Consider the following 22,380-nt stretch of genomic DNA (forward strand, 5'->3'; position numbering starts at 1 on the left):
TGGAAGAGCGCGATGAATCAATTTGCGATTCTGTACGGAGATCGATTTATCAGGCCAACCTGGTAAAGATAGGGCCTGCCTGACGGCAGGCCGTAACCGGCCCGAACACAAAAAATCTGACACTCTCGCAAAGAGCCGAGTTCCAAATGTGGCTCTTTTGCAAAAGTGACCCGTCGTAAGGACGGAACCCCTACCCGCCATCACCCAAATAACGGACATACACCCAATCAAGCCAACCGAGCCCGCATCACATCCCCCCACCGCCGCACCAGATAATTATGCTCATCCATCACCGAATTCCACACCGCGATATGCCCCATGCGCTGCTCATAACCGCCTCCATCACGCAGCTCCCCCACCTCGATCAGGGGCAGCCCGTCACTCCCCGGCAACTGCTCCCGCGCCGGCTTGCCGGCATACCAGTAATCCCACTCCGCCGCGCTCAAATGATCACGGCTGCGCGCCGGATTGCCAATGTAATACCCCTGCCGCGCCATCACCGCACCCGGCCAGCCCGACAACCACCAGTTGAGGTACGCATACGCCGCATCCAGCACCGGCCCCTGGGCGTGGCGCGACAGGGACAAACCGCCGAACCACGCGCGATAACCTTCACGCGGCACCGCCAGCCGGTACTTCACGCCGGCGCGGTGCAGGCGCATCAGGGTCGGCGACCACAGGCTCTGGATATCCACATTCGGGCTGAGCATCAATTGCGCCGCTTCTTCGTCGTCCGACCAGAACGCCGCAAAGTGCCCTGCCTTCTGTTTGCGCACGAGGATGTCAGCCAGCACATCGATCTCTTCGATGCTCATATTGCCAATGTCCTTGAAGTGCGCCAGGCCCGCGCCCTGCACCGCCAGCGCCGCGTCCAGCGCGCCGATGGCGGCATCGCTTTGCAGCGCGGTGCGCGCGCCCCAGGCCGGGTCGAGCAACCAGCCCCAGCTTTCATTGCCGTGACTGAACCCTTCGGGCACGCGCTCGGGGCGGTAGGCGAAACTGTCGGCATTGTGGGTCAGGGGCAGCATGCTGATGCGCTCGGTCACGCTGCTGCCCAGGCTGCCGTCGTGCTGCACGAACAGGCGCTCGCTGGGCACGCTGCCGCTGCCGAGACGATCGTCGGGCGACAGGCGACCGCGCTTGGGCAGGTCGTTGATCTCGTGCCACAGCGCGATGCGCCGCGTGTCGATGGGCTGGATCGCCCGCGCCGGCCACACGAAATCGACGTTGTGGAACCACTGGTCATACAGGTCGTAGCTGTCGGGCTGCATCACCGCGATGCGCTGCGCCTGGGCAACGTCGTGCACCTGGTACACCAGGCGAATACCCAGTTCCTGCTCCGCCCTCACCCGCAGGCATTCGAGCAGGGTCACCGACGTGCCGAGCACGCGCAGGGTGATCATGCCGCGAAGCGCCGCGAGAACACATCGAAGGAACGGCGCAGTTGCGCAGGGTCCAGGCCACGCAGGATAAACACCAGTCGCGACTGGCGGTCGCTGCCCGGCCACGCGGGCAGGTGCACCGGGGCATGCAGGCAGTGCTGCACGCCATGAATGACAATGGGGGCCGAGCTTGCGTTCACGTTGAGCAGTCCTTTGACGCGAAGGATTCGTTCGCCGTGGCATCTTAGCAGCATCGATAACCACACCCCGAAACCGACCCAGTCGAGCGGCTGCTCAAACGTGAGGCAGCACACTTGCGCGTCGCCATGGGTGACGGTGGTGGCCTGATGCAGTTGCCAGCGGCGCACTTCCACCGCCGGTTCAGCGCTGCGCAGGCCTTCGCCGAGCAGCAACTGGTCGCCGCTGTGGATCGTGTAGGTGTCGAGGATCGGCGTGCCGGCATTGAGCGCCTGCAGGTGCGCGCGCAGCGGTGCGCAGTCGTCCACCAGGTCGGTCTTGCTCAGCAGCAGACGGTCGGCCGCCGCCACCTGGGCCAGCCATTCCGGGTGCAGGCGTTCCTGCAGGGCGGCGTGGCTGGCGTCGACCAGGGTGATCACCAAACCAATATGAAAACGCCCGCGCAGTTGCACGTCGTTGTTCAGGGTGGCGAGGATCGGCGCCGGGTCGGCCAGGCCCGTGGTTTCCAGGATCACCCGCTTGAACGGCGGAATGTCCCCGCGCTCGCGACGTTGCAGCAGGCCGAGCAGCGCGTCTTTCAACTCGCCGCGAATCGAGCAGCACACGCAGCCACTGGGCAGCAGCACGGTGTCCGGCGCGACTTCTTCCACCAGCAGGTGGTCAATGCCCACATCGCCGAATTCGTTGATCAGCAGGGCGGTGTCGCCGAGGCTTTCACCTTGCAGCAGGCGCGTGAGCAAGGTGGTCTTGCCGCTGCCGAGAAAACCGGTGATGACGTTAAGGGCAATGCTCATGCTGACTCCAGATGGTCGAGCAGGCGTGGATCAAGCGGGTCCAGCGCTCGTCCGAGCATGGCCTCGGCCGCTTGCCACAATTGATCCAGACCGCTCGCCAGTTCCTGTTTGCCGGTGGCCCCCAGCAGCAGGTACGACGCGCCCTGGAAGTCTTCGACCTTGAGCCTGAACACCGCCAGCACCTGGTTGATCGCCGCGATCCGGCGCAGGCGTTCGCGGCGCCGGGGCACTTCGTCGCCCAGGGGGTCGCTCCAGTGCAGGTCTTCGCCGAGCAGTCCGCAGAGTCCGCACATGCTTACACCCCGCTCATGGCATGACGTCGCCGGAGTTCGGCCCGAGGGTCTGGCCGACGAACAGATTGCCACCCGGCTCGCTGGCCAGCAGCACGGCGGTGGGCGCCACTTCGTCGGCCAGGCCGAAGCGCCCCAGCGGCAGCTCGGCGGCCTTGGCGCGTTTCCAATCGGCGCTGATGCCGCCCACCAGCGGCGTTTCAATCGGCCCCGGGGCGATGGCGTTGACCAGCACGTTGTCCTTGGCCACTTCCAGCGCCAGGGACTTGGTGAAACCGATCACTCCGGCCTTGGCCGCCGCGTAGTGGGTCAACTCGGCGCCGCCCTTGATGCCCAACTGCGAGGCGACGTTGATAATCCGCCCCCAACGCTGCGCGAGCATGTGCGGCAGGGCGCGCTGGCTGGCGATGAACACGCTGGTGAGGTCGACGCGCAGCATGTCGTTCCACTGCTCGATGGACAGGTCGACGCAGCGCGCCTGGGTGAGCATGCCGGCGTTGTTGACCAGAATATCGATGCCACCGAAATGTTCGACGCAGCGGTCGACGCTGGCCTGGGCGCCTTCGACGGTGCCCACATCGGCCAGGCACTCGACCACTTCGGCGCCGAGGTTGCGGCAGGTGATCGCGGTTTCAGCGAGGCTCGCGGCGTTGCGGTCGGCCAGCAGCAGACGCGCGCCTTCGGCAGCATAAGCGCGCGCGATGGCGGCCCCGATGCCGCTGCCGGCGCCCGTGATGACGGCGCGGCGATTAGAGAGAGCGAGCATGTAAATTCTCCTCAAACAAACACAGGCCCCATGTGGGAGGGGGCTTGCCCCCTCCCACACTTGGATTGAGTACATCCCTCAGTCGGGCCAGCGCACGGTTAAACCGCCGTCGATGACGATGCTTTGCCCGGTCAGGTAGCTCGACGCTTCACTGGTGAGAAACTGCACCAACGACGCCACTTCATCCGCGCGCCCCACCCGCCCCAGCGGAATCGCCCGCGCCGCCCTGGCCAACCCCTCCAGCCCCAGCGAGTTCTTCGCGTCCAGCGATTGCGGCGTTTCGATCAACCCCGGAATCACCGCATTGCAGCGAATGCCCAGCGGCGCCAACTCCACCGCCAGCGACCGGCACAACCCCGGCACTCCCGCCTTGGCCGCAGCGTAATGGCTGTGGTCCTGCCAGCCATACACGCCGCCGGCAATCGAAGAAATCGCCACCAGCGCGCCGCCCTCCTTCATGTGGCGGGTGGCCGCGCGAAAGGTGCGCATCACCCCTGTCAGGTCGACATTGAGCATCTCGTTCCACAGCGCATCGGTCATTTCCAGCAACGGTGCGCGACGCAGCAGGCCGGCATTGGCCACCGCGTAATCAAGACGGCCGAAATGCTGCACCGCCTGCTCGGCCAGGGCGTCGACCGAAGCGGTGTTGCCCACGTCCAACGGCAGCATCAGGCACTCGCCGCCAGCCTCTTCCACCAGGGACACGGTCACGCCCGGGTCATGGGGATCAGCCGGATAATACCCGCCAACCACCGCCACCCCAACGCGGGCATAGGCCACCGCGAGCGCCTGGCCGATGCCGCTGGCGGCACCGGTAATCACAGCCACTTTGCGACTCATCGATCACTCCTTACTGAACGGTTTCCGGGCGCACATGGCGTGCGGCAAACATCAGCACACCGGACAAAAAGCACGGCACGGCGCCAAACCACAGGGCGGCGGTCTGCCAGTCGCTGCCGGCGGACAACACTTGTGTGGCGCCAAACCCTGCGACCACGGCTCCAATGGGCCCCATTGCGTGGATGATCGCGCCGCCGGTGGCGCGGATGCTGGTGGGGAAACTTTCACTGATAAAGAACAATGCCGCCGAATACGGCCCGATCAGGAAGAACAGGCCCAGGCTGTACAGCCCCACCACGGTCGGCATGTTGCTCGGGCCGTACAGCATGCCGGCGAACGACAGCCCGCCGAGCATCCAGCCCAGGCCGATCACGTTGCGCCGGCCAATCTTGTCGCCCATCCAACCGTGAGTCAGGTAGCCGCAGTACCCCACCAGATTCGACAGCACGAGGATGATCAGCGAGTTCTCGAACGAAACCTTGTGCACGCTGACAATGACCGAAGTCCCCAGCACGCTGAACACCTGGATCGCGGCCCAGTTGAGCAGCAGCGCAGCGCCGATCACCAGGGTGGCGCGACGGGCCGGACCACGGAAGGCGGCTTTGAGACCGGCCTTGCTGTGTTCGTCGTAGTCCACGCCGTAGGTGACGGCGACGTTTTGCGCCTCGGTCACCTGGCCGCTTTTGCGCAATTGGCTGATGCGCTGGTGAATCTGGAACTGCGGACTCTCCTTGAGTTTGCGCGCCATGATCGCAATGACGACGGCCGGGATGGCGGCGAAGACGAAGCAGCCCTGCCAGCCGATGACCGGCAGCAACAGCGCGGTCAATCCCGCCGCGATCAACGCCCCCACCGGCCAGCCACCCTGTACCAGGCTGTAGATAAAGCCACGGCGTTTGGTCAGCTTCGGATCCTGCAAGGCACCATACAGTTCGCTCAGGTAGGTGGCGTTGACGGTTTCCTCGGCATAGCCCAGGCCCGCCAGCGAACGGATCAGGATCAGCGGCGACTTGCCCCACGCGCCGCCGATGGCGGTGAGCGCCGAGCACAAGGCCGAGCCCGCCACGGTCAGGATGATGCCTTTGCGCCGGCCCAATTTGTCGACCACCGGGCCGACGGCAAAGGCCACCACCGCCGTGCCCACCGCCACCCAGGTCGCGATTTGCGCTTGCTCCACTTCACTCCAGCCAAAGTGCCGGCCGATCTCCGGCAGCAAGGTGCCGAACAGGATGAAGTCATACACCGCAAACACCCAGGCGAAAAACGCGATCCAGGTGGCGAAACGTACTTCCTGGGACGACAGTTGCCGGGGTTTCCAGCCAGTCAGGTCAAGCTTGTTGTAGATGGACATGGGTCGCGCCTCAAGGGTGGGGTGAAATCAGGTTCGGGGTTGGCGGCGGATAAAGTCGTCGGCGATTTCATCGAAGGTGACGAAGCGCACGCCGGCATGGCTCTGGATGTGTTCGATCAGGCGCTCGAGCATCAACAGCACTTGCGGGCGACCGGACACGTCGGGGTGGATGGTCATGGTGAACACCGCGTGTTCGTGTTCGCGGTAGACCCAGTCGAACTGGTCGCGCCACATTTCTTCGAGGTGACGCGGGTTGACGAAGCCGTGGCTGTTGGGGGCTTTTTTGATGAACATCATTGGCGGCAGGTCGTCGAGGTACCAGTTGGCGGGGATTTCCACCAGGTCGGTTTCTTCGCCGCGCACCAGGGGCTTCATCCAGGTATCGGGGTGCTGGCTGTAATCGATCCTGGTCCAGCTGTCGCCCTTGCGCACGTAGTACGGATGAAAGTCGTTGTGCATCAGGCTGTGGTCGTACTTGATGCCTTTTTTCAGCAGCAGCTCGTTGGTCACCTTGCTGAATTCCCACCACGGCGCCACGTAGCCGGTGGGGCGTTTGCCGGTGACCCGGGTGATCAGCTCGATGGATTTATCCAGCACGATTTCTTCCTGCTCGGCGGTCATCGCGATGGGGTTCTCGTGGCTGTAGCCGTGCACGCCGATTTCATGGCCGGCGTCGGCCACCGCTTTCATTTGCTCGGGAAAGGTTTCCATCGAGTGGCCGGGGATGAACCAGGTGGTGCGCAGGCCGTAGCGCTCGAACAGTTTGAGCAGGCGCGGCGCGCCGATTTCGCCGGCAAACAGGCCGCGGGAGATATCGTCCGGCGAGTCTTCACCGCCGTAGGAACCGAGCCAGCCGGCGACGGCATCAACGTCGACGCCAAATGCACAGAGGATGTCTTTAGCCATGGTGTGTCTCCTTAAACATTCAGTACGGATTCAACGGATAACGCGGCGCGCAACAGGCGTGCGTCTTCGCCGCTGGGGGCGCTGAGCAGCAGCCCGGTGGGCAGGCCCTGGGCATCGCGGCCGCTGGGCAAATTAACGCCGGGCATGTCGAGCAGGCTGCCGGGCATGGTCAGGCGCAAGATGGCGAGGTTGGTCTTGACGAACAACGCGTCGTCGGCTTCCAGCGCGGCCAACGGCGGCGCGACATGGGCCACGGTGGGGGTGATAAGGACGGCGCCGTCGAGGTCGTCGAGCAGTTGCTGTTGCAGTTGGCGGCGCGCGTCGGTCAGGTGGATCAATTGGCTGGCGGGCAGTGCACGCGCGGCTTCCAGGCGCCGGCGTACGCGGGGGTCGAGCTGTTCGGCGTCGGGGCTGTCGAGCAGCGCCTGGTGCAGGGCGAAGGCTTCGAAGGCGCCGAGCCAGCCGTGGTGTTTGATCAGGTCGAGCGTTGCCTGGAAGGGCGGGCATTCGCGCTCTTCGATCAGCGCGCCGCGGGCCTTGAGTTGCTCCATGGCGCGCAGCAGGTTGTTGCCCACGGCCGGTTCGACGTCCTGTGGTGCCAGCACAAAGCGCTGGCCCTTGAGGCTGCGGGCACTGTGCTGCCGAGTGCGGCCATGCAGCAGGTCGTCGAGGGTCAGCGCATCACGCACACTGCGGGTGAGCGGGCCGAGGCTGTCGAGGGTGTGTGCCAGCGGGAACACGCCGTCGCGGCTGTAGCGCCGGCTGCTGCTGCGGTAACCCACCAGACCGTTGAGGGCGGCGGGAATGCGAATCGAGCCTGCCGTGTCGGTGCCCATGGCAATCGGCACGATACCGGCGGCGACGGCCACGCCCGAACCGGACGATGAACCGCCGGGAATGCGCGGCTGATCAAGGCCATGGGGATTGTGCGGCGTACCGAAATGCGGGTTCAGGCCCAGGCCCGAATACGCCAGTTCGCTGAGGTTGGTCTTGCCCAGGCTGACCATCCCCGCGCGGCATAACAGGCCGACCACCGGCGCATCGAGCAGAGCGGCCGGCGCATGGCGACGGTAGGCGGCGCCCGCCGTGGTGACGCTGCCGGCGACGTCGAACAGGTCCTTCCAGGCCAGCGGCACGCCATCGAACCGGCTCAAGGGCTGCCCGGCACGCCAGCGCGCGACGGCGGCTTCGGCTTCGCGGCGCGCGCGCTCGGTGCTCAGGCTGATAAACACCGAGGGCGAGCGGGCGGCTTTTTCGAGCGCTTGTTCGAGGGCTTGCACCGGGTCGTTGCGGCCGCTGGCGAAATCCTCGGCCATTGAAGTGGCGTCTGACATCGGGATCAACCTCATAAACGTACATATTAATAAAATGTACATTTTATAAAGGCAGCTTTCGTGCCAGTCTCTGCGACGGCTTTTGCACTTTCCACACACAGTCACGGGCTAGATGCTTTGCAGTAGGATAAAAATACTGGCGCTGAGCGCCCCGAGGGTCTTGAATGAAATAATGTATCTTTGATTAAAAAGTACATTTTGGTGCAGAAAAGTAACATCGGCTCCAAAACAGCGCCGCCGACGTGGCGCAGAGTGACAGCTGCATCTATGAGAGAATCCGCCGCCCCCGTCCTACAAGGTCTTGAGAAACCGATGAAAGCAGTGTCCGCCCCGGCCTCTCGTTACGCGATGATTCACCAGGTATTGCGTGACTCGATCGTCAACGGCACCGCGCGTCATGGCCTGGTTTTGCTGGAGACGCCGCTGGCCGAACTGTTCGGCACCAGCCGCGTGCCGGTGCGCAAGGCGCTGGACCTGCTGCACGCCGAAGGGCTGATCTGCCGCTTCAACGGCCGGGGCTACCTGATCAACCCCGACGACCTGGCAACAGAGCCGCTGCGCCTGCCCCTGAGCCATGCACACCTGGGCCTCAACGGCGAAGCCGAGTTGGTGGATACACGGCCGCTGGGCGAGCGCATCGTCGAGGACATCGGCGCGGCGCTGTCCACCTGCATCGCCTTCGGCCATTACCGCCTGGATGAACAAGCAGCGGCCGATCATTTCAAGGTCAGCCGCGCGGTGGTGCGCGAAGCCTTGATGCGCCTGCGCGACCGTGGCCTGGTGGAAAAGGAGCCTTACTCGCAGTGGCTGGCCGGCCCGCTGACCGCGCGCGAAGTCACCGAAGACTACGAACTGCGCGCGTGCCTTGAGCCCGAAGCCCTGCGCCAGAGCGCGCCGAACCTCGACCGCGAGGAACTGCAGGCGATGCTGCAACGGGTGCTGGCAGCACAAGACAACCCGCAGTGCAGCCTGCAGGCCATCGAGCAGATCGAGGAGGACTTGCACCAGCGCTGCCTGGCGGGTCTGCAGAACCGCAAGATGGCCGCACTGATTCGCCAGGGCCAGAGCCCGATGATCATCAGCCGGATTTTCCATCGTCTGCTCGGCATCGGCGCCGACCCGGCGATGCTGGCCGAACATCGCCTGATTCTGGAGTTGTTGCTGCACGGCGCGGTGGATGCGGCCGCGTTGAACCTGCGCGAGCACCTGCAACGTGCCAGTCAGCGGATGTTGCAGCGTTTGAAAGTGTTGTCGGTACTGCCGGAACAGCCCCTGCCTGCCTACCTGCACAAAATCAGCTGACGGCGTCACGCCGGTTATTTTATGCAATATGTTGCTATCGCCACCGCGCCATTGAAACCCTCGCTGCCCCGCCCCATCTAAGCACCATACTTCCTTATGCAGGTGCCCCATGAGCGACCAGCAAGATTTCCCTGATGACGACATCAACGATTACGCCGACCCCGAAAACGCTGAATCCGCTTCGTCCAATACCGGGCTGGCGCTGCCTGGACAAAACCTGCCGGACAAGGTCTACATCATCCCGATCCACAACCGCCCGTTCTTCCCGGCGCAAGTGCTGCCAGTGATCGTCAACGAAGAACCGTGGGCCGAAACCCTGGAGCTGGTGAGCAAGTCCGATCACCACTCCCTGGCCCTGTTCTTCATGGAAACCCCGCCAGAAGACCCGCGCCACTTCGACACCTCGGCGTTGCCGCTGTACGGCACGCTGGTCAAGGTGCACCACGCCAGCCGCGAGAACGGCAAGCTGCAATTCGTCGCCCAGGGCCTGACCCGTGTGCGCATCAAGACCTGGCTCAAGCACCACCGCCCGCCCTATCTGGTGGAAGTCGAATACCCGCACCAGCCGAGCGAGCCGACCGATGAGGTCAAGGCTTACGGCATGGCGCTGATCAATGCGATCAAGGAGCTGCTGCCGCTCAACCCGCTGTACAGCGAAGAATTGAAGAACTACCTCAACCGCTTCAGCCCCAATGACCCGTCGCCGCTCACCGACTTTGCCGCCGCGCTCACGTCGGCCACCGGTAACGAGTTGCAGGAAGTGCTGGACTGCGTGCCCATGCTCAAGCGCATGGAAAAAGTGCTGCCGATGCTGCGCAAAGAGGTGGAAGTGGCGCGCTTGCAGAAGGAGCTCTCCGCCGAGGTGAACCGCAAGATCGGCGAGCACCAGCGCGAATTCTTCCTCAAGGAACAGCTCAAGGTCATCCAGCAGGAGCTGGGCCTGACCAAGGACGACCGCAGCGCGGATGTCGAGCAGTTCGAGCAGCGCCTGGAGGGCAAGGTGTTGCCCACCCAGGCAAAAAAACGCATCGATGAAGAACTGAACAAACTGTCGATCCTGGAAACCGGCTCGCCGGAATACGCGGTCACGCGCAACTACCTCGACTGGGCCACCTCGGTGCCGTGGGGCGTGTACGGCAAGGACAAGCTCGACCTCAAGCACGCGCGCAAGGTGCTGGACAAACACCACGCCGGGCTGGACGACATCAAGAGCCGCATCCTTGAGTTCCTCGCGGTGGGCGCCTACAAAGGCGAGGTCGCCGGCTCCATCGTGCTGCTGGTGGGCCCGCCGGGCGTGGGCAAGACCAGCGTCGGCAAGTCCATCGCCGAGTCTCTGGGCCGGCCGTTCTACCGCTTCAGCGTCGGCGGCATGCGCGACGAGGCCGAGATCAAGGGCCACCGCCGCACCTACATTGGCGCCCTGCCGGGCAAGCTGGTGCAGGCGCTCAAGGATGTGGAAGTGATGAACCCGGTGATCATGCTCGACGAGATCGACAAGATGGGCCAGAGCTTCCAGGGCGACCCGGCCTCGGCCCTGCTGGAAACCCTCGACCCGGAACAGAACGTCGAATTCCTCGACCATTACCTCGACCTGCGCCTGGACCTGTCCAAAGTGCTGTTCGTGTGCACCGCCAACACCCTGGATTCGATTCCCGGCCCGTTGCTGGACCGCATGGAAGTGATTCGCCTGTCGGGCTATATCACCGAAGAAAAAGTCGCCATCGCCAAGCGCCACCTGTGGCCCAAGCAGCTGGAAAAAGCCGGCGTGGCGAAAAACAGCCTGACCATCAGCGACGGCGCCCTGCGTGCGTTGATCGACGGCTACGCCCGTGAAGCCGGGGTGCGCCAGTTGGAGAAGCAACTGGGCAAACTGGTGCGCAAGGCGGTGGTCAAGCTGCTGGATGCGCCGGACTCGGTGATCAAGATCGGCAACAAGGACCTGGAAAGCTCACTGGGCATGCCGGTGTTTCGCAATGAGCAAGTGCTGTCCGGCACCGGTGTGATTACTGGCCTCGCCTGGACCAGCATGGGCGGCGCGACCCTGCCGATCGAGGCCACGCGCATCCACACGCTCAACCGTGGCTTCAAGCTCACCGGACAGTTGGGCGACGTGATGAAGGAGTCCGCCGAAATTGCCTACAGCTACATCAGTTCCAACCTGAAGTCGTTTGGCGGTGACCCGAAGTTCTTCGACGAAGCCTTCGTGCACTTGCATGTGCCGGAAGGCGCCACGCCAAAAGACGGCCCGAGCGCGGGCGTGACCATGGCCAGTGCGCTGCTGTCGCTGGCGCGCAACCAGGCGCCGAAAAAAGGCGTGGCCATGACCGGCGAACTGACGCTGACCGGGCACGTGCTGCCGATTGGCGGGGTACGCGAGAAGGTGATCGCGGCGCGGCGCCAGAAGATCCATGAGCTGATCCTGCCCGAGCCCAACCGTGGCAGTTTCGAAGAGTTGCCGGAGTACCTGAAGGAAGGCATGACGGTGCACTTTGCCAAGCGCTTTGCGGATGTGGCCAAAGTACTGTTCTGATCGTTATGCAGTGCCGGTAAGGGCCTCATCGGGAGCAAGCCCCCTCCCACACTTGAAGGTATTCACACTTCAAAATGTGGGAGGGGGCTTGCTCCCGATAGCGCCATCCGCCACACCACACACCTCGCCTGTCACACCTCGCTCCATCTTCGGTTATGCTCGCCCTTCGTCATGTACAACCGGAGCCCCCATGACCGTTGCCCGCCTGTTTCTCCCCTTGAGCCTTGCCTTGTTGTCCGCGTGCGCCAGCGCGCCGAAGCAAAACATCACCGTGGACGACCAGAGCGCCTGCCCGCTGCAGCTCAAATCCGGTCAGAACCTGATCGTCACCCTGCCGAGCAACCCCACCACCGGCTACCGCTGGGCCATTCAGGATTCGGCCGGCGGCGTGTTGCGCGCGTTAAGCCCCGAGGTTTACAGCAGCAGCGAATCTGGCGTGATCGGTGGCGGCGGCCAGTCCACCTGGCGGTTCCAGGCCTTCGCCGCCGGGCAGGGCCGTTTGCGCCTGACCTCCCAGCAACCGTGGGAGCCGGAAGCCGAGCCCATCGACACCTTCGACTGCGCCATTACGGTGAACTAGGCCCCCCATCAGACAACCCGCGCACCGACGGGCCAAGTTGGCTAAAATGCCGGCCCTTCCCTTTCGTCGCCGGAACAACCGTGAGCAAAGAACCCGATCGCCTATTCGCCCAGCCCTTGCCCCAGGTGCCGGACTTCGCCTTTAACGAGGACGTGGTGCGGGTGTTCCCGGACATGATCAAGCGCTCGGTGCCGGGTTACCCGACCATCGTCGAAAACCTCGGCGTACTCGCGGCGCAGTTCGCCCAGCCGAGCAGCGTGCTCTATGACCTGGGCTCATCCCTCGGCGCCGTCACTCAGGCTTTGCGCCGCCATGTGCGCACGGACGGTTGCCGGGTGATCGCGGTGGATAACTCGGCGGCGATGGTCGAGCGTTGCCGTGAATACCTCAATGGCCAGGACTCGATGTTCCAGGAGCTGCTGCCGGTTGAGGTGATCGAAGGCGATATCCTCGCTTTGCAGTTCCAGCCGGCGTCAGTGGTGGCCCTGAATTTCACCCTGCAATTCATCGCCCCGGACGAGCGCCTGGCCTTGCTCGCGCGCATTCGCCAGGCGCTGGTGCCGGGCGGTGCGCTGATCCTCTCGGAAAAGCTGCGCTTCAATGACGCGCAGGAACATGCGCTGCTCACCGACCTGCATATCGCGTTCAAACGCGCCAACGGCTACAGCGAACTGGAAATCGCCCAGAAGCGCAGCGCCATCGAAAACGTCATGAAGCCCGACAGCCTCGAAGAACACCGCGAACGCCTGCTGGCGGCCGGGTTCTCAAGCGTGGTGCCGTGGTTTCAGTGTCTAAACTTTGCCTCGTTGATTGCCTTGCCATGATTGATCTGTCCCCCCTCGCCCGCCACTTGGTCGGCACCCCTCTGGCCGTGTGGGCCCAGGGCCTGCAAGCGCAGCTCGATAGCAAGATGGAAAAAGGCCACGGCGACCTGGAGCGCTGGCAAAGTGCGCTGGATGCGCTGCCGGCCATCCAGCCGAGCACCGTCGACCTGTTGAACGGCCTGACGCTGGACACCGATTGCGACGACCAGACCCGCGCGCAGATGCACACCGCCCTGATGGGCCTGAGCCCGTGGCGCAAAGGGCCGTTCCACCTGTTCGGCGTGCACGTGGACACCGAATGGCGCTCGGACTGGAAATGGTCGCGGGTGGCGCCGCACCTGGACTTGAAAGCTAAACGTATCCTCGATGTGGGCTGCGGCAACGGCTACTACATGTGGCGCATGCTCGGCGCCGGTGCCGACAGCGTGATCGGCGTGGACCCCAACTGGCTGTTTTTCTGCCAGTTCCAGGCGGTGCAACGCTACCTGTCCGAACCCAGGGCCTGGCACCTGCCGTTCCCGTTCGAAGACTTGCCGGCGAACCTCGAAGGCTTCGATACGGTGTTTTCCATGGGCGTGTTCTATCACCGGCGTTCGCCCATCGAGCACCTGCTGGCGTTGAAGGACACCCTGGTCAAGGGCGGCGAACTGGTGCTGGAAACCCTGGTGGTGGACGGCGACCAGCAACAGGTGCTGGTGCCCGAAGACCGCTACGCACAGATGCGCAACGTGTGGTTCCTGCCCTCGGTGCCGGCCCTGATGCTATGGCTGCGCCGCGCCGGGTTCAGCGAGGTGCGCTGCGTGGATGTGAGCGTGACCACGGTGCAGGAGCAGCGCGGGACCGAGTGGATGAAGTACCAGTCGCTGAGTGATTTTCTTGATCCGCAAGATCACAGCAAAACCATCGAAGGGCTGCCGGCGCCGATGCGGGCGGTGATCATCGCCAGGAAATAAACCACAACGTCCCTGACTAATGAACATCACCTGTGGGAGCAGGCAAGCCAGCTCCCACATTGGTTTTCCCGGTGTCAGCCAGGAGAGGGTTTGGCTCGGCGGGCCTTGAAGAACTCGCTCAACACGGCTCCGCATTCCTCGGCCAGCACCCCACCTTCAAACAGCACTCGGTGATTGAGAAAGTCCTGGGTAAAAAACTGCCCCTGACTCTGCACAATCCCGGCCTTGGGCTCCAGCGCGCCATACACCACCCGCGCAACCCGCGAATGCACGATCAAACCCGCGCACATGCTGCACGGCTCCAGGGTCACATACAGCGTGCTGCCCACCAGTCGATAGTTGTTGATGGCCTGGGCTGCCGCGCGAATCGCGACCATCTCGGCGTGGGCGCTGGGGTCATTGCCGCTGATGGGGCAATTGAAGCCCCGGCCGATGATTTCACCGTTTTGCACCAGTACCGCGCCCACCGGCACTTCGCCGAGTGCCGCGCCCTGGGCGGCAAGGGCCAGGGCTTCGCGCATGAAGTGCTGGTCGCGGCTGCGATCAATGATCGCGGCGGGGCGAATCTGGCGCATCACGCCACCTCGATGGCGGCCATCAGGCCGGTTTCCATGTGGTCGATCACATGGCAATGGAACATCCACACCCCGGGGTTATCCGCCACCAACGCCACGCGGGCGCGTTCGTTCTTGCCCAGCAGGTAGGTGTCGGTAAAGTACGGCACCACCTTGTGGCGGTTCGAGGCGATCACCTTGAAGCTCATGCCGTGCAAGTGGATCGGGTGCTGGTACTGGGTCATGTTCTTCAGTTCAAAAATGTAGCTCTTGCCCTTTTCCAGCCTGGCAATCGGGCGGTCGGCGCAGGTCTTGTCGGTGATGTCCCACGCCTTGCCGTTGATCTGCCACAGGCTCGGCGGCTTGCCGTCATCCACCGACACCGTGCCCACCCATTCAAAATTGAAGTTGAGTTTCTCGGCATTGGCCAGGTCCGGCTCGCTGATCGGGTTGGCCGGCAACGCGGGCGGCCATTGGCCGGGCGCATCGGTATTGACCACCGAGCGGAAAGTGCCCAGGCGCACCGGCCCGTTACGGATCGACAGCTCTTCACCCGCTGGCGGCGCCTTGATCGCCAGACAAATGCGCATGCCGGGCCCCAGCCAGTATTCCTTGCCCAGCGGGCGCGGCTCGATGGGATTGCCGTCCAGCGCGTAGATCTGTGCGTCGACGTCCGGGATGTTGATGCGATAGGTCAGAGTGTTGTCGAGGTTGAGCAGGCGCACGCGGGTGATCTGCCCGGCCGGCAGGTCGATCACCGCCTGGGACACCCCGTTGATGGTCGACAGACGCCCCGCCGTACCGCCGCGCGCCGCTTCGCGTGGAATGCTGAACGCGACGAATGCACCGTCTTCGTCCACATGCCAGCTTTTCAGGCTGAGGGTGCGTTCGTGCTTGAAGCCGGTGGGCTCGCGCTCTTCGATGATCAACGGGCCGACCAGGCCACGGCCGAGTTCTTCGCTGCTGTTCACATGGGGGTGGTACCAGTAGCTGCCGGCATCGGGCACGCGGAATTTGTAGTCGAAGTATTCGCCGGGCAATACCGGCAGCTGCGAGACGTAGGGCACGCCGTCCATCTCCAGCGGCAGGCGAATGCCGTGCCAGTGGATGGTGGTGGCCACCGGCAGGTGATTGATGAAGCGCACCCGCAGCCACTCGCCCTGGCGCACCCGCAGCTCGGTGCCGGGCGCCGAGGGACCGAATGCCCAGGCCTGGGTGATATGGCCGGGCACCAGTTCCACGTCCAGAGGCGCCGCGATCAACTCGTAATCGTGCCCCGCCTCGGACTCGGCGACTTTCCCCAGCCAGTAGCGATAGCCGCCCCCGGCGCCGACGCCTACAACGGCCAGGCCTGCAAGACCACCCAGGATTTGTCGACGGGAAAAGGATCGGGACACAACAACCTCGCGTATCAGCCGCAGGCACAGGGCCTGCAAAGGGCGGATACGATACACCTGCGAGGCCTAAACAGTAAGACTTCGCATTGCCGCACAGTTGATTGCGATCAAAATGTGGGAGGGGGCTTGCTCCCGATAGCAGTGTGTCAGCCAGCCAATCCCTGCCTGACCCAGCGCCATCGGGAGCAAGCCCCCTTCCACACTGGATTTTCTGCGTTCTTCAGGCTCTGGAAGCGGCGAGGATCAGCGCCTTCATCTCGGCCACCGCGCCTTTGAAGCCGACGAACAGCGCATGGGCCACCAGCGCGTGGCCGATGTTCAGTTCGTTGATGCCCTTGATCGCGGCCACCGCCTGCACGTTGTGGTAGTGCAGGCCATGGCCGGCGTTGACGATCAGGCCTTGAGCGAGGCCGCAGTTCACACCGTCGATGACGCGCTGCAACTCGTCGGCGACTTCGGTGGGCGTGGTGGCGTCAGCGTAACGGCCGGTGTGCAGTTCGATGGCCGGCGCACCGACACGGCGCGAGGCTTCGATCTGGCGCTCGTCGGCATCGATGAACAGCGAGACTTCGCTGCCGATCTGCGACAGGCGCTCCACCGCAGCCTTGATCCGCGCTTCCTGGCCGGCCACGTCGAGGCCGCCTTCGGTGGTGAGTTCCTGGCGGGTTTCCGGCACCAGGCAGATGTGCGCCGGGCGGATGCGCTCGGCGAACGCCATCATCGCTTCGGTGACGCCCATTTCGAAATTCATGCGGGTTTGCAGCACATCCTTGAGCAGCAGCACATCGCGTTCCTGAATATGACGACGGTCTTCGCGCAGGTGCACGGTGATGCCGTCGGCGCCCGCTTCTTCGGCGTCCAGAGCAGCCTTGACCGGGTCCGGGTAGCGGGTGCCGCGGGCCTGACGCAGGGTGGCAACGTGGTCGATATTGACGCCAAGAAGAATGCGATTGCTGGTGCTCACGAAAGCGCTCCTGAAAGGGGAAAGAATCGGTGCACAGCATACACGGGGATGTCAGGGCTTTCGAAACAACTCGCGACTGACCAGCGGCTTGCCGCCCAGGTGCACCGCGAGGGCCTGTCGCATCAGGCGTTTGGCAGCGGACAGCGCGCCGGGCGCGGTCCAGTCCGCCTCGCTCATGGCCAGCAACTCGGCGCCCTGGAACAGACCCGGCTGCAGCAGGTAGACGCGCTCCAGGCCGGCATCGACCTGCAGCCGGTACATGCCGTCGGCGGCGACAGGCTCGCCGTGCACGTCGTTGCTCAGTTCGAAGCCGTAGCCCAGATCGTCCAGCAGGCGCCATTCGAACGCGCGCAGCAACGGCTCCAGCGGACGGCCTTCGGCGAGGGCGAGCAAGGTGGCGGCGTAGTGATCGAACACGCCGGGGTGCGGGTCTTCGGCGGGCAGCAGGCGGATCAGCAGTTCATTGAGGTAGAGGCCACTGAACAGCGCATCGCCATTGAGCCAGGCGGAGGTGCCGACGCTTTCCAGGCGGCCGACGTTCTTCAGCTCGCCCTTGCCACGAAACTCCACGTCCAGCGCCACGAACGGCCGGGCCAGTGTGCCGGCCTTGCCGCGCGCGCTGCGCAATACCGCGCGCAGCCGGCCCTGGGGCGTGAGGAAGTCCACCAGGGCGCTGGTCTCGCGGTAGGCGCGGCTGTGCAGGACGTAGGCGAGTTGGCTCAGAGGTGGGGATTGGGACATGGGGTCTCTATCTTGAAAACAACACAAACCTAATGTGGGAGGGGGCTTGCTCCCGATAGCGGTGGTTCAGTCACTTATCTATCAACTGACCCACCGCTATCGGGAGCAAGCCCCCTCCCACATTTTTGCCCTGCGGTGTCTTTACAGGTCGCCGTAGCCGAGGGAGCGCAGTGCACGCTCATCGTCAGACCAGCCGCCCTTCACCTTCACCCACAGGTTGAGCATGATCTTGGAGTCGAACAGCAGCTCCATGTCCTTGCGCGCTTCGGTACCGATGCGCTTGATGCGCTCGCCCTTGTCGCCAATGATGATTTTCTTCTGGCCGTCACGCTCGACGAGAATCAGCGCGTGGATGTGCAAGGTCTTGCCCTGCTGCTTGAACTCTTCGATTTCCACGGTGATCTGGTACGGCAGCTCGGCGCCCATCTGGCGCATGATTTTCTCGCGCACCAGCTCAGCAGCGAGAAAGCGGCTGCTGCGGTCGGTGATCTGGTCTTCCGGAAAAAAGTGCTCGTTTTCCGGCAGGTAGCCGGCAATCACGCGCTCCAGGGCTTCGAGGTTATGACCGTGCTGGGCCGAGATCGGCATGATCTGCGCGTTCGGCAGTTGCTCCTGTAGCCAGGTCAAGTGCGGCATCAGCTCGGCTTTGTCTTCGATGCGGTCGGTCTTGTTCAGCGCCACGATCAACGGGCCGGTGACGTACTGCACGCGCTCCAGGACCATCTGGTCTTCATCGGTCCACTTGGTGCGGTCAACCACGAAGATGACCACGTCGACGTCTTTCAACGCCGCCGAGGCGGTCTTGTTCATGTAGCGGTTGAGGGCTTTCTCGCCGCCCTTGTGCATGCCCGGCGTGTCGACGTACACCGCTTGCACCGTGCCTTCGGTCTTGATACCGAGCATGTTGTGCCGGGTGGTCTGCGGCTTGCGCGAGGTGATCGCAAGCTTCTGGCCGAGGATGTGGTTGAGCAGCGTGGACTTGCCCACGTTGGGGCGGCCGACGATGGCAACATAGCCACAGCGTGTTGCGGTTGAATCAGTCATGGCCATTCTCCACGCCCAGGGCAATCAGTGCTGCAGCGGCCGCTACCTGTTCGGCAATACGACGGCTCACACCCTGACCTCGGCTTTTTTCGTTCAATAAAGTGATTTCACATTCCACGAAGAACACGCGGCAATGGGGCTCACCCTGGATATCCACCACTTCGTAGCGTGGCAGTTCGCACCCGCGCGACTGCAGGTATTCCTGCAGGCGGGTCTTGGGATCCTTGTTGGTGTCGACCAGGGTCAGGCTCTCGATCTCCGAGGCCAGCCAGGCGACCACACGCTCTTTGGCGGTCTCCATGCCTGCATCCAGGTAGATCGCGCCGATCAGGGCTTCGAGGGCATCGGCCAGGATCGACTCACGACGAAAGCCGCCGCTCTTCAATTCACCGGACCCCAGGCGCAGGTACTCGCCCAGGCCGAAGCCACGGGCCAGCACGGCCAGGGTCTCGCCTTTCACCAGCCGTGCACGCAGGCGTGACAACTGGCCTTCGCGGGCCTGGGGGAAGCGCTCGAACAACGCCTCACCGGCGGCGAAATTGAGGATGGCATCACCGAGGAATTCCAGGCGCTCGTTATTGCGCCCTGCAAAGCTGCGGTGTGTGAGGGCAAGGACCATCAATTCCTGATCCTTGAAGGTGTAGCCGAGCTGGCGCTCGAGACGACTCAGAGAAACGGTCACGGTTTATCCATATCTAGTTGGTGGCACCGGCGGCCATCGACGATTGACGCAGTGTTCAAATTCAAATCCTGATAATTGCCGCGTGAGGCCGGACATTGTCCAGGCCCCAGAAAAGCATTCGGCGCTGTGTTCACAGCGCCGCCTGTATTACTTGATCAGCCCGACCCGCGAGAAGTTCGGCAGGTGGCTGAGCTTGGGTTCCGGCCAGCTCATCCAGACCGCGAAGGCCTTGCCGACGATATTCTGGTCGGGGACCATGCCCAGCAGCTCCTTGGGAATGCTCGGATCATCCCAGTAGCGGCTGTCGTTGGAGTTGTCGCGGTTGTCGCCCATCATGAAGTAGTGCCCGGCCGGCACTTTCCACTCGCCATCGGGCGTGGCGCGGTAGCGGCTCATTTCCTTGCGGATCTGGTGCTCCACCGCGCCGAGTTTTTCCTGATACAGCTCGGCGCTGCCCAGGGTATTCGGCTCGGCGCCCAGCAGCTTCTCGGCCACCGATTCACCGTTGATGAACAGGCGCTTGTCGCTGGTGTAGCGAATCACGTCGCCCGGCAGGCCGACCACACGCTTGATGTAGTTGACGTTCGGATCGCTCGGGTAGCGGAACACCATCACGTCGCCGCGCTGCGGGTCACCGACTTCGATGACTTTCTTGTCGACCACCGGCAGGCGAATGCCGTAGGAAAACTTGTTCACCAGGATGAAATCGCCCACGTCCAGGGTAGGCTTCATCGACCCCGAAGGGATCTGGAACGGCTCCACCAGGAACGAACGCAGCACCAGCACGATGAACAGCACCGGGAAGAACGACTTGCCGTATTCAACCAGCAGCGGTTCCTTGTTCAGCTTCTCGACCACGACCGCATCGGGCTGGCTGACGCTGCCCTGATACGACGCGATGGCCGCGCGCCGACGGGGTGCGAAGAACACCAGATCGAGCAACGCCAGGAGGCCGCAGACGGCGACGGCAATGACCAGCAACAGCGGGAAATTTAGTGACATAGGACCTAACTATCCAACCTGAGCACCGCAAGGAAGGCTTCTTGTGGAATTTCCACGTTGCCCACTTGCTTCATGCGTTTTTTACCGGCCTTTTGCTTCTCAAGCAGCTTGCGCTTACGGCTTACGTCACCGCCGTAGCATTTGGCCAATACGTTCTTTCTGAGAGCCTTGACGGAGGTTCGCGCAATGATCTGCCCGCCAATGGCGGCCTGGATCGCGACGTCGAACATCTGACGCGGAATCAGTTCTTTCATTTTTTCGGTCAACTGGCGACCTTTGTAGTGCGCGTTGTCCTTGTGCACGATCAGCGCAAGGGCATCCACTTTGTCGCCGTTGATCAGTACATCCAGTTTCACCAGATTGGCCGATTGGTAACGGTCGAAATGGTAATCCAGCGAAGCATAGCCGCGACTGGTGGATTTGAGACGGTCAAAGAAGTCCAGGACCACTTCGTTCATCGGCAAATCGTAGGTCACTTGCACCTGGGTACCGAGGAACAGCATGTCGTGCTGCACGCCACGCTTTTCGATACACAGGGTAATCACGTTGCCCAGGTGTTCCTGGGGTACCAGGATATTGGCGCGCACGATGGGTTCGCGCATGTCTTCGATGGAAGACAGGTCTGGAAGCTTGGAGGGGTTGTCGACGTAAATCGTTTCACCGGTTTTCAGCAACAACTCGAAAATAACGGTTGGCGCGGTGGTGATCAGGTCCAGGTCGTATTCGCGCTCCAGGCGCTCCTGGATGATCTCCATGTGCAGCATGCCGAGGAACCCGCAGCGGAAGCCGAAGCCCAGGGCGTCGGAGCTTTCCGGGGTGTACTGCAACGACGAGTCGTTGAGGGTCAGCTTTTGCAGGGCCTCGCGGAAGTCTTCGAAATCGTCGGAGCTGACCGGGAACAGGCCGGCGTAGACCTGCGGCTGGATGCGCTTGAAGCCCGGCAGCATGTCGACGTCAGGCGTGGAGCTGAGGGTCAGGGTGTCACCCACCGGCGCACCGTGAATGTCCTTGATACCGGCGATGATGAAGCCTACTTCACCGGCTTTCAGATCCGTGGTCGCGGTGTGCTTGGGGTTGAACACACCGACGCTGTCCACCAGGTGGATCTTGCCGGTGGACTTGACCAGGATCTTGTCGCCCTTCTTCACACGGCCGTGGCGCACGCGTACCAGGGAAACAACGCCCAGGTAGTTGTCGAACCAGGAGTCGATGATCAACGCTTGCAGCGGATCTTCGTAGTTGCCGGTAGGGGCTGGAATGGTCTTGACCAGGCGCTCGAGCACTTCGTCAACGCCCAGGCCGGTCTTGGCGCTGCACTCGACGGCGTCGGTGGCGTCGATGCCGATGATTTTTTCGATTTCTTCTTTCACGCGGTCCGGATCAGCCTGGGGCAGGTCGATCTTGTTCAGCACCGGCATTACTTCAAGGCCCTGCTCGATGGCGGTGTAGCAGTTGGCCACTGACTGGGCTTCCACGCCCTGGCCCGCATCCACTACCAGCAACGCGCCTTCGCAGGCCGCCAGCGAGCGGCTGACTTCGTAGGTGAAGTCAACGTGCCCCGGGGTGTCAATGAAGTTGAGCTGGTACCGGATACCGTCTTTGGCGGTGTAGTACAGGGTGACGCTGTGGGCCTTGATGGTGATCCCGCGCTCGCGTTCGAGGTCCATGGAATCCAGGACCTGGGCTTCCATTTCACGCTCGGCAAGGCCACCGCACATCTGGATGAATCGATCGGCCAGCGTCGACTTGCCATGGTCAATGTGGGCGATGATGGAGAAATTGCGGATATGACTCAAATCACTCACGGATCAACACTCAAAAAGGCTGCAGGCAGATTGCCCGCTGAAAAATAGCCGGGAATTGTACCTGAAGCTCGGGCCAGACGTCATCTTTGCTGTCCGGAACGCAAAAGGCCCCGTCAATACGGGGCCTTTCGCTTGCCGGGG

The 22,380-nt window shown here is 63.1% G+C and carries 21 protein-coding genes; 5 read left to right on the forward strand and 16 right to left on the reverse strand.

Annotated elements, in window-relative coordinates:
- Positions 1–227: 227 nt before the first annotated feature.
- The 8 genes from TU79_RS03380 to TU79_RS03415 all read right to left on the reverse strand — a co-directional run bounded on the left by TU79_RS03380 (position 228) and on the right by TU79_RS03415 (position 7,861).
- Positions 228–1,403, reverse strand: coding sequence for an ABC transporter substrate-binding protein (locus tag TU79_RS03380; RefSeq protein WP_057006724.1), 1,176 nt, complete (start codon positions 1,401–1,403; stop codon positions 228–230).
- A complete protein-coding gene (locus tag TU79_RS03385; RefSeq protein ID WP_057006725.1) occupies positions 1,400–2,374 on the reverse strand; it encodes a CobW family GTP-binding protein in 975 nt (324 codons plus the stop codon). Before TU79_RS03385 ends, TU79_RS03380 begins: the two co-directional genes overlap by 4 nt.
- The gene (locus TU79_RS03390; protein ID WP_057006726.1) at positions 2,371–2,667 is read right to left on the reverse strand and encodes a hypothetical protein; all 297 of its coding nucleotides are present in this window, start codon (positions 2,665–2,667) and stop codon (positions 2,371–2,373) included. The genes TU79_RS03385 and TU79_RS03390 overlap by 4 nt, the downstream gene beginning before the upstream one ends.
- A 13-nt stretch (positions 2,668–2,680) precedes the next feature.
- Positions 2,681–3,430 carry an SDR family NAD(P)-dependent oxidoreductase gene (locus TU79_RS03395; protein WP_057006727.1) on the reverse strand — a complete coding sequence of 250 codons (750 nt, stop codon included), beginning with the start codon at positions 3,428–3,430 and terminating at the stop codon, positions 2,681–2,683.
- 78 nt (positions 3,431–3,508) lie between these two features.
- The gene (locus TU79_RS03400; RefSeq protein ID WP_057006728.1) at positions 3,509–4,270 is read right to left on the reverse strand and encodes an SDR family NAD(P)-dependent oxidoreductase; all 762 of its coding nucleotides are present in this window, start codon (positions 4,268–4,270) and stop codon (positions 3,509–3,511) included.
- A 10-nt stretch (positions 4,271–4,280) separates the two neighbouring features.
- A complete protein-coding gene (locus TU79_RS03405; protein ID WP_057006729.1) occupies positions 4,281–5,621 on the reverse strand; it encodes an MFS transporter in 1,341 nt (446 codons plus the stop codon).
- 27 nt (positions 5,622–5,648) lie between these two features.
- The gene (locus TU79_RS03410; protein WP_057006730.1) at positions 5,649–6,527 is read right to left on the reverse strand and encodes a polysaccharide deacetylase family protein; all 879 of its coding nucleotides are present in this window, start codon (positions 6,525–6,527) and stop codon (positions 5,649–5,651) included.
- 11 nt (positions 6,528–6,538) lie between these two features.
- The gene (locus TU79_RS03415; protein ID WP_057006731.1) at positions 6,539–7,861 is read right to left on the reverse strand and encodes an amidase; all 1,323 of its coding nucleotides are present in this window, start codon (positions 7,859–7,861) and stop codon (positions 6,539–6,541) included.
- A gap of 312 nt (positions 7,862–8,173) precedes the next feature.
- On the opposite strand from TU79_RS03415, the gene TU79_RS03420 reads away from it, so the two are divergent.
- The 5 genes from TU79_RS03420 to cmoB all read left to right on the forward strand — a co-directional run bounded on the left by TU79_RS03420 (position 8,174) and on the right by cmoB (position 14,050).
- Positions 8,174–9,163 carry a GntR family transcriptional regulator gene (locus TU79_RS03420; RefSeq protein WP_057006732.1) on the forward strand — a complete coding sequence of 330 codons (990 nt, stop codon included), beginning with the start codon at positions 8,174–8,176 and terminating at the stop codon, positions 9,161–9,163.
- A 109-nt stretch (positions 9,164–9,272) separates the two neighbouring features.
- Positions 9,273–11,693: an endopeptidase La gene (gene lon / locus TU79_RS03425; protein WP_057006733.1), complete on the forward strand. Its 2,421-nt coding sequence runs from the start codon at positions 9,273–9,275 to the stop codon at positions 11,691–11,693.
- 190 nt (positions 11,694–11,883) lie between these two features.
- Positions 11,884–12,273 carry a protease inhibitor I42 family protein gene (locus TU79_RS03430; RefSeq protein WP_057006734.1) on the forward strand — a complete coding sequence of 130 codons (390 nt, stop codon included), beginning with the start codon at positions 11,884–11,886 and terminating at the stop codon, positions 12,271–12,273.
- Positions 12,274–12,353: 80 nt separating this feature from the next.
- Positions 12,354–13,097 carry a carboxy-S-adenosyl-L-methionine synthase CmoA gene (gene cmoA / locus TU79_RS03435; protein ID WP_057006735.1) on the forward strand — a complete coding sequence of 248 codons (744 nt, stop codon included), beginning with the start codon at positions 12,354–12,356 and terminating at the stop codon, positions 13,095–13,097.
- Entirely contained in the window at positions 13,094–14,050 is a 957-nt protein-coding gene (gene cmoB / locus TU79_RS03440; protein ID WP_057006736.1) for a tRNA 5-methoxyuridine(34)/uridine 5-oxyacetic acid(34) synthase CmoB, read from the forward strand. Before cmoA ends, cmoB begins: the two co-directional genes overlap by 4 nt.
- A gap of 74 nt (positions 14,051–14,124) precedes the next feature.
- Here the strand turns inward: cmoB and tadA are convergent, their stop codons facing one another.
- From tadA to lepA, 8 genes are all read right to left on the reverse strand, one after another.
- Positions 14,125–14,625: a tRNA adenosine(34) deaminase TadA gene (tadA, locus tag TU79_RS03445; protein ID WP_057006737.1), complete on the reverse strand. Its 501-nt coding sequence runs from the start codon at positions 14,623–14,625 to the stop codon at positions 14,125–14,127.
- Positions 14,625–16,001, reverse strand: a complete 1,377-nt coding sequence (locus TU79_RS03450) for a multicopper oxidase family protein (RefSeq protein WP_057007052.1) — start codon at positions 15,999–16,001, stop codon at positions 14,625–14,627. The genes tadA and TU79_RS03450 overlap by 1 nt, the downstream gene beginning before the upstream one ends.
- Positions 16,002–16,221: 220 nt before the next feature.
- Positions 16,222–16,965, reverse strand: coding sequence for a pyridoxine 5'-phosphate synthase (gene pdxJ, locus TU79_RS03455; protein WP_057006738.1), 744 nt, complete (start codon positions 16,963–16,965; stop codon positions 16,222–16,224).
- 51 nt (positions 16,966–17,016) lie between these two features.
- On the reverse strand, positions 17,017–17,706 hold the full coding sequence (gene recO, locus TU79_RS03460; RefSeq protein ID WP_057006739.1) for a DNA repair protein RecO: 690 nt from the start codon (positions 17,704–17,706) through the stop codon (positions 17,017–17,019).
- A gap of 141 nt (positions 17,707–17,847) precedes the next feature.
- The gene (gene era / locus TU79_RS03465) at positions 17,848–18,750 is read right to left on the reverse strand and encodes a GTPase Era (RefSeq protein ID WP_043204836.1); all 903 of its coding nucleotides are present in this window, start codon (positions 18,748–18,750) and stop codon (positions 17,848–17,850) included.
- Positions 18,743–19,432: a ribonuclease III gene (rnc, locus tag TU79_RS03470; protein WP_003188856.1), complete on the reverse strand. Its 690-nt coding sequence runs from the start codon at positions 19,430–19,432 to the stop codon at positions 18,743–18,745. Before rnc ends, era begins: the two co-directional genes overlap by 8 nt.
- 147 nt (positions 19,433–19,579) lie before the next feature.
- Positions 19,580–20,434, reverse strand: a complete 855-nt coding sequence (gene lepB, locus TU79_RS03475) for a signal peptidase I (protein ID WP_057006740.1) — start codon at positions 20,432–20,434, stop codon at positions 19,580–19,582.
- A 5-nt stretch (positions 20,435–20,439) separates the two neighbouring features.
- Positions 20,440–22,239, reverse strand: a complete 1,800-nt coding sequence (lepA, locus tag TU79_RS03480) for a translation elongation factor 4 (protein ID WP_057006741.1) — start codon at positions 22,237–22,239, stop codon at positions 20,440–20,442.
- Positions 22,240–22,380: the final 141 nt, after the last annotated feature.

Origin of the sequence: Pseudomonas trivialis, assembly GCF_001439805.1 — a bacterium.
GTDB lineage: Bacteria > Pseudomonadota > Gammaproteobacteria > Pseudomonadales > Pseudomonadaceae > Aquipseudomonas > Aquipseudomonas trivialis.

What these genes read in the sequence shown, in the direction of transcription:
- TU79_RS03380 (WP_057006724.1), bottom strand. Translation starts at nt 1,403, where the DNA reads ATGATCACCCTGCGCGTGCTCGGCACGTCGGTGACCCTGCTCGAATGC.
- TU79_RS03385 (WP_057006725.1), bottom strand. Translation starts at nt 2,374, where the DNA reads ATGAGCATTGCCCTTAACGTCATCACCGGTTTTCTCGGCAGCGGCAAG.
- TU79_RS03390 (WP_057006726.1), bottom strand. Translation starts at nt 2,667, where the DNA reads ATGTGCGGACTCTGCGGACTGCTCGGCGAAGACCTGCACTGGAGCGAC.
- TU79_RS03395 (WP_057006727.1), bottom strand. Translation starts at nt 3,430, where the DNA reads ATGCTCGCTCTCTCTAATCGCCGCGCCGTCATCACGGGCGCCGGCAGC.
- TU79_RS03400 (WP_057006728.1), bottom strand. Translation starts at nt 4,270, where the DNA reads ATGAGTCGCAAAGTGGCTGTGATTACCGGTGCCGCCAGCGGCATCGGC.
- TU79_RS03405 (WP_057006729.1), bottom strand. Translation starts at nt 5,621, where the DNA reads ATGTCCATCTACAACAAGCTTGACCTGACTGGCTGGAAACCCCGGCAA.
- TU79_RS03410 (WP_057006730.1), bottom strand. Translation starts at nt 6,527, where the DNA reads ATGGCTAAAGACATCCTCTGTGCATTTGGCGTCGACGTTGATGCCGTC.
- TU79_RS03415 (WP_057006731.1), bottom strand. Translation starts at nt 7,861, where the DNA reads ATGTCAGACGCCACTTCAATGGCCGAGGATTTCGCCAGCGGCCGCAAC.
- TU79_RS03420 (WP_057006732.1), top strand. Translation starts at nt 8,174, where the DNA reads ATGAAAGCAGTGTCCGCCCCGGCCTCTCGTTACGCGATGATTCACCAG.
- lon (WP_057006733.1), top strand. Translation starts at nt 9,273, where the DNA reads ATGAGCGACCAGCAAGATTTCCCTGATGACGACATCAACGATTACGCC.
- TU79_RS03430 (WP_057006734.1), top strand. Translation starts at nt 11,884, where the DNA reads ATGACCGTTGCCCGCCTGTTTCTCCCCTTGAGCCTTGCCTTGTTGTCC.
- cmoB (WP_057006736.1), top strand. Translation starts at nt 13,094, where the DNA reads ATGATTGATCTGTCCCCCCTCGCCCGCCACTTGGTCGGCACCCCTCTG.
- tadA (WP_057006737.1), bottom strand. Translation starts at nt 14,625, where the DNA reads ATGCGCCAGATTCGCCCCGCCGCGATCATTGATCGCAGCCGCGACCAG.
- recO (WP_057006739.1), bottom strand. Translation starts at nt 17,706, where the DNA reads ATGTCCCAATCCCCACCTCTGAGCCAACTCGCCTACGTCCTGCACAGC.
- era (WP_043204836.1), bottom strand. Translation starts at nt 18,750, where the DNA reads ATGACTGATTCAACCGCAACACGCTGTGGCTATGTTGCCATCGTCGGC.
- lepB (WP_057006740.1), bottom strand. Translation starts at nt 20,434, where the DNA reads ATGTCACTAAATTTCCCGCTGTTGCTGGTCATTGCCGTCGCCGTCTGC.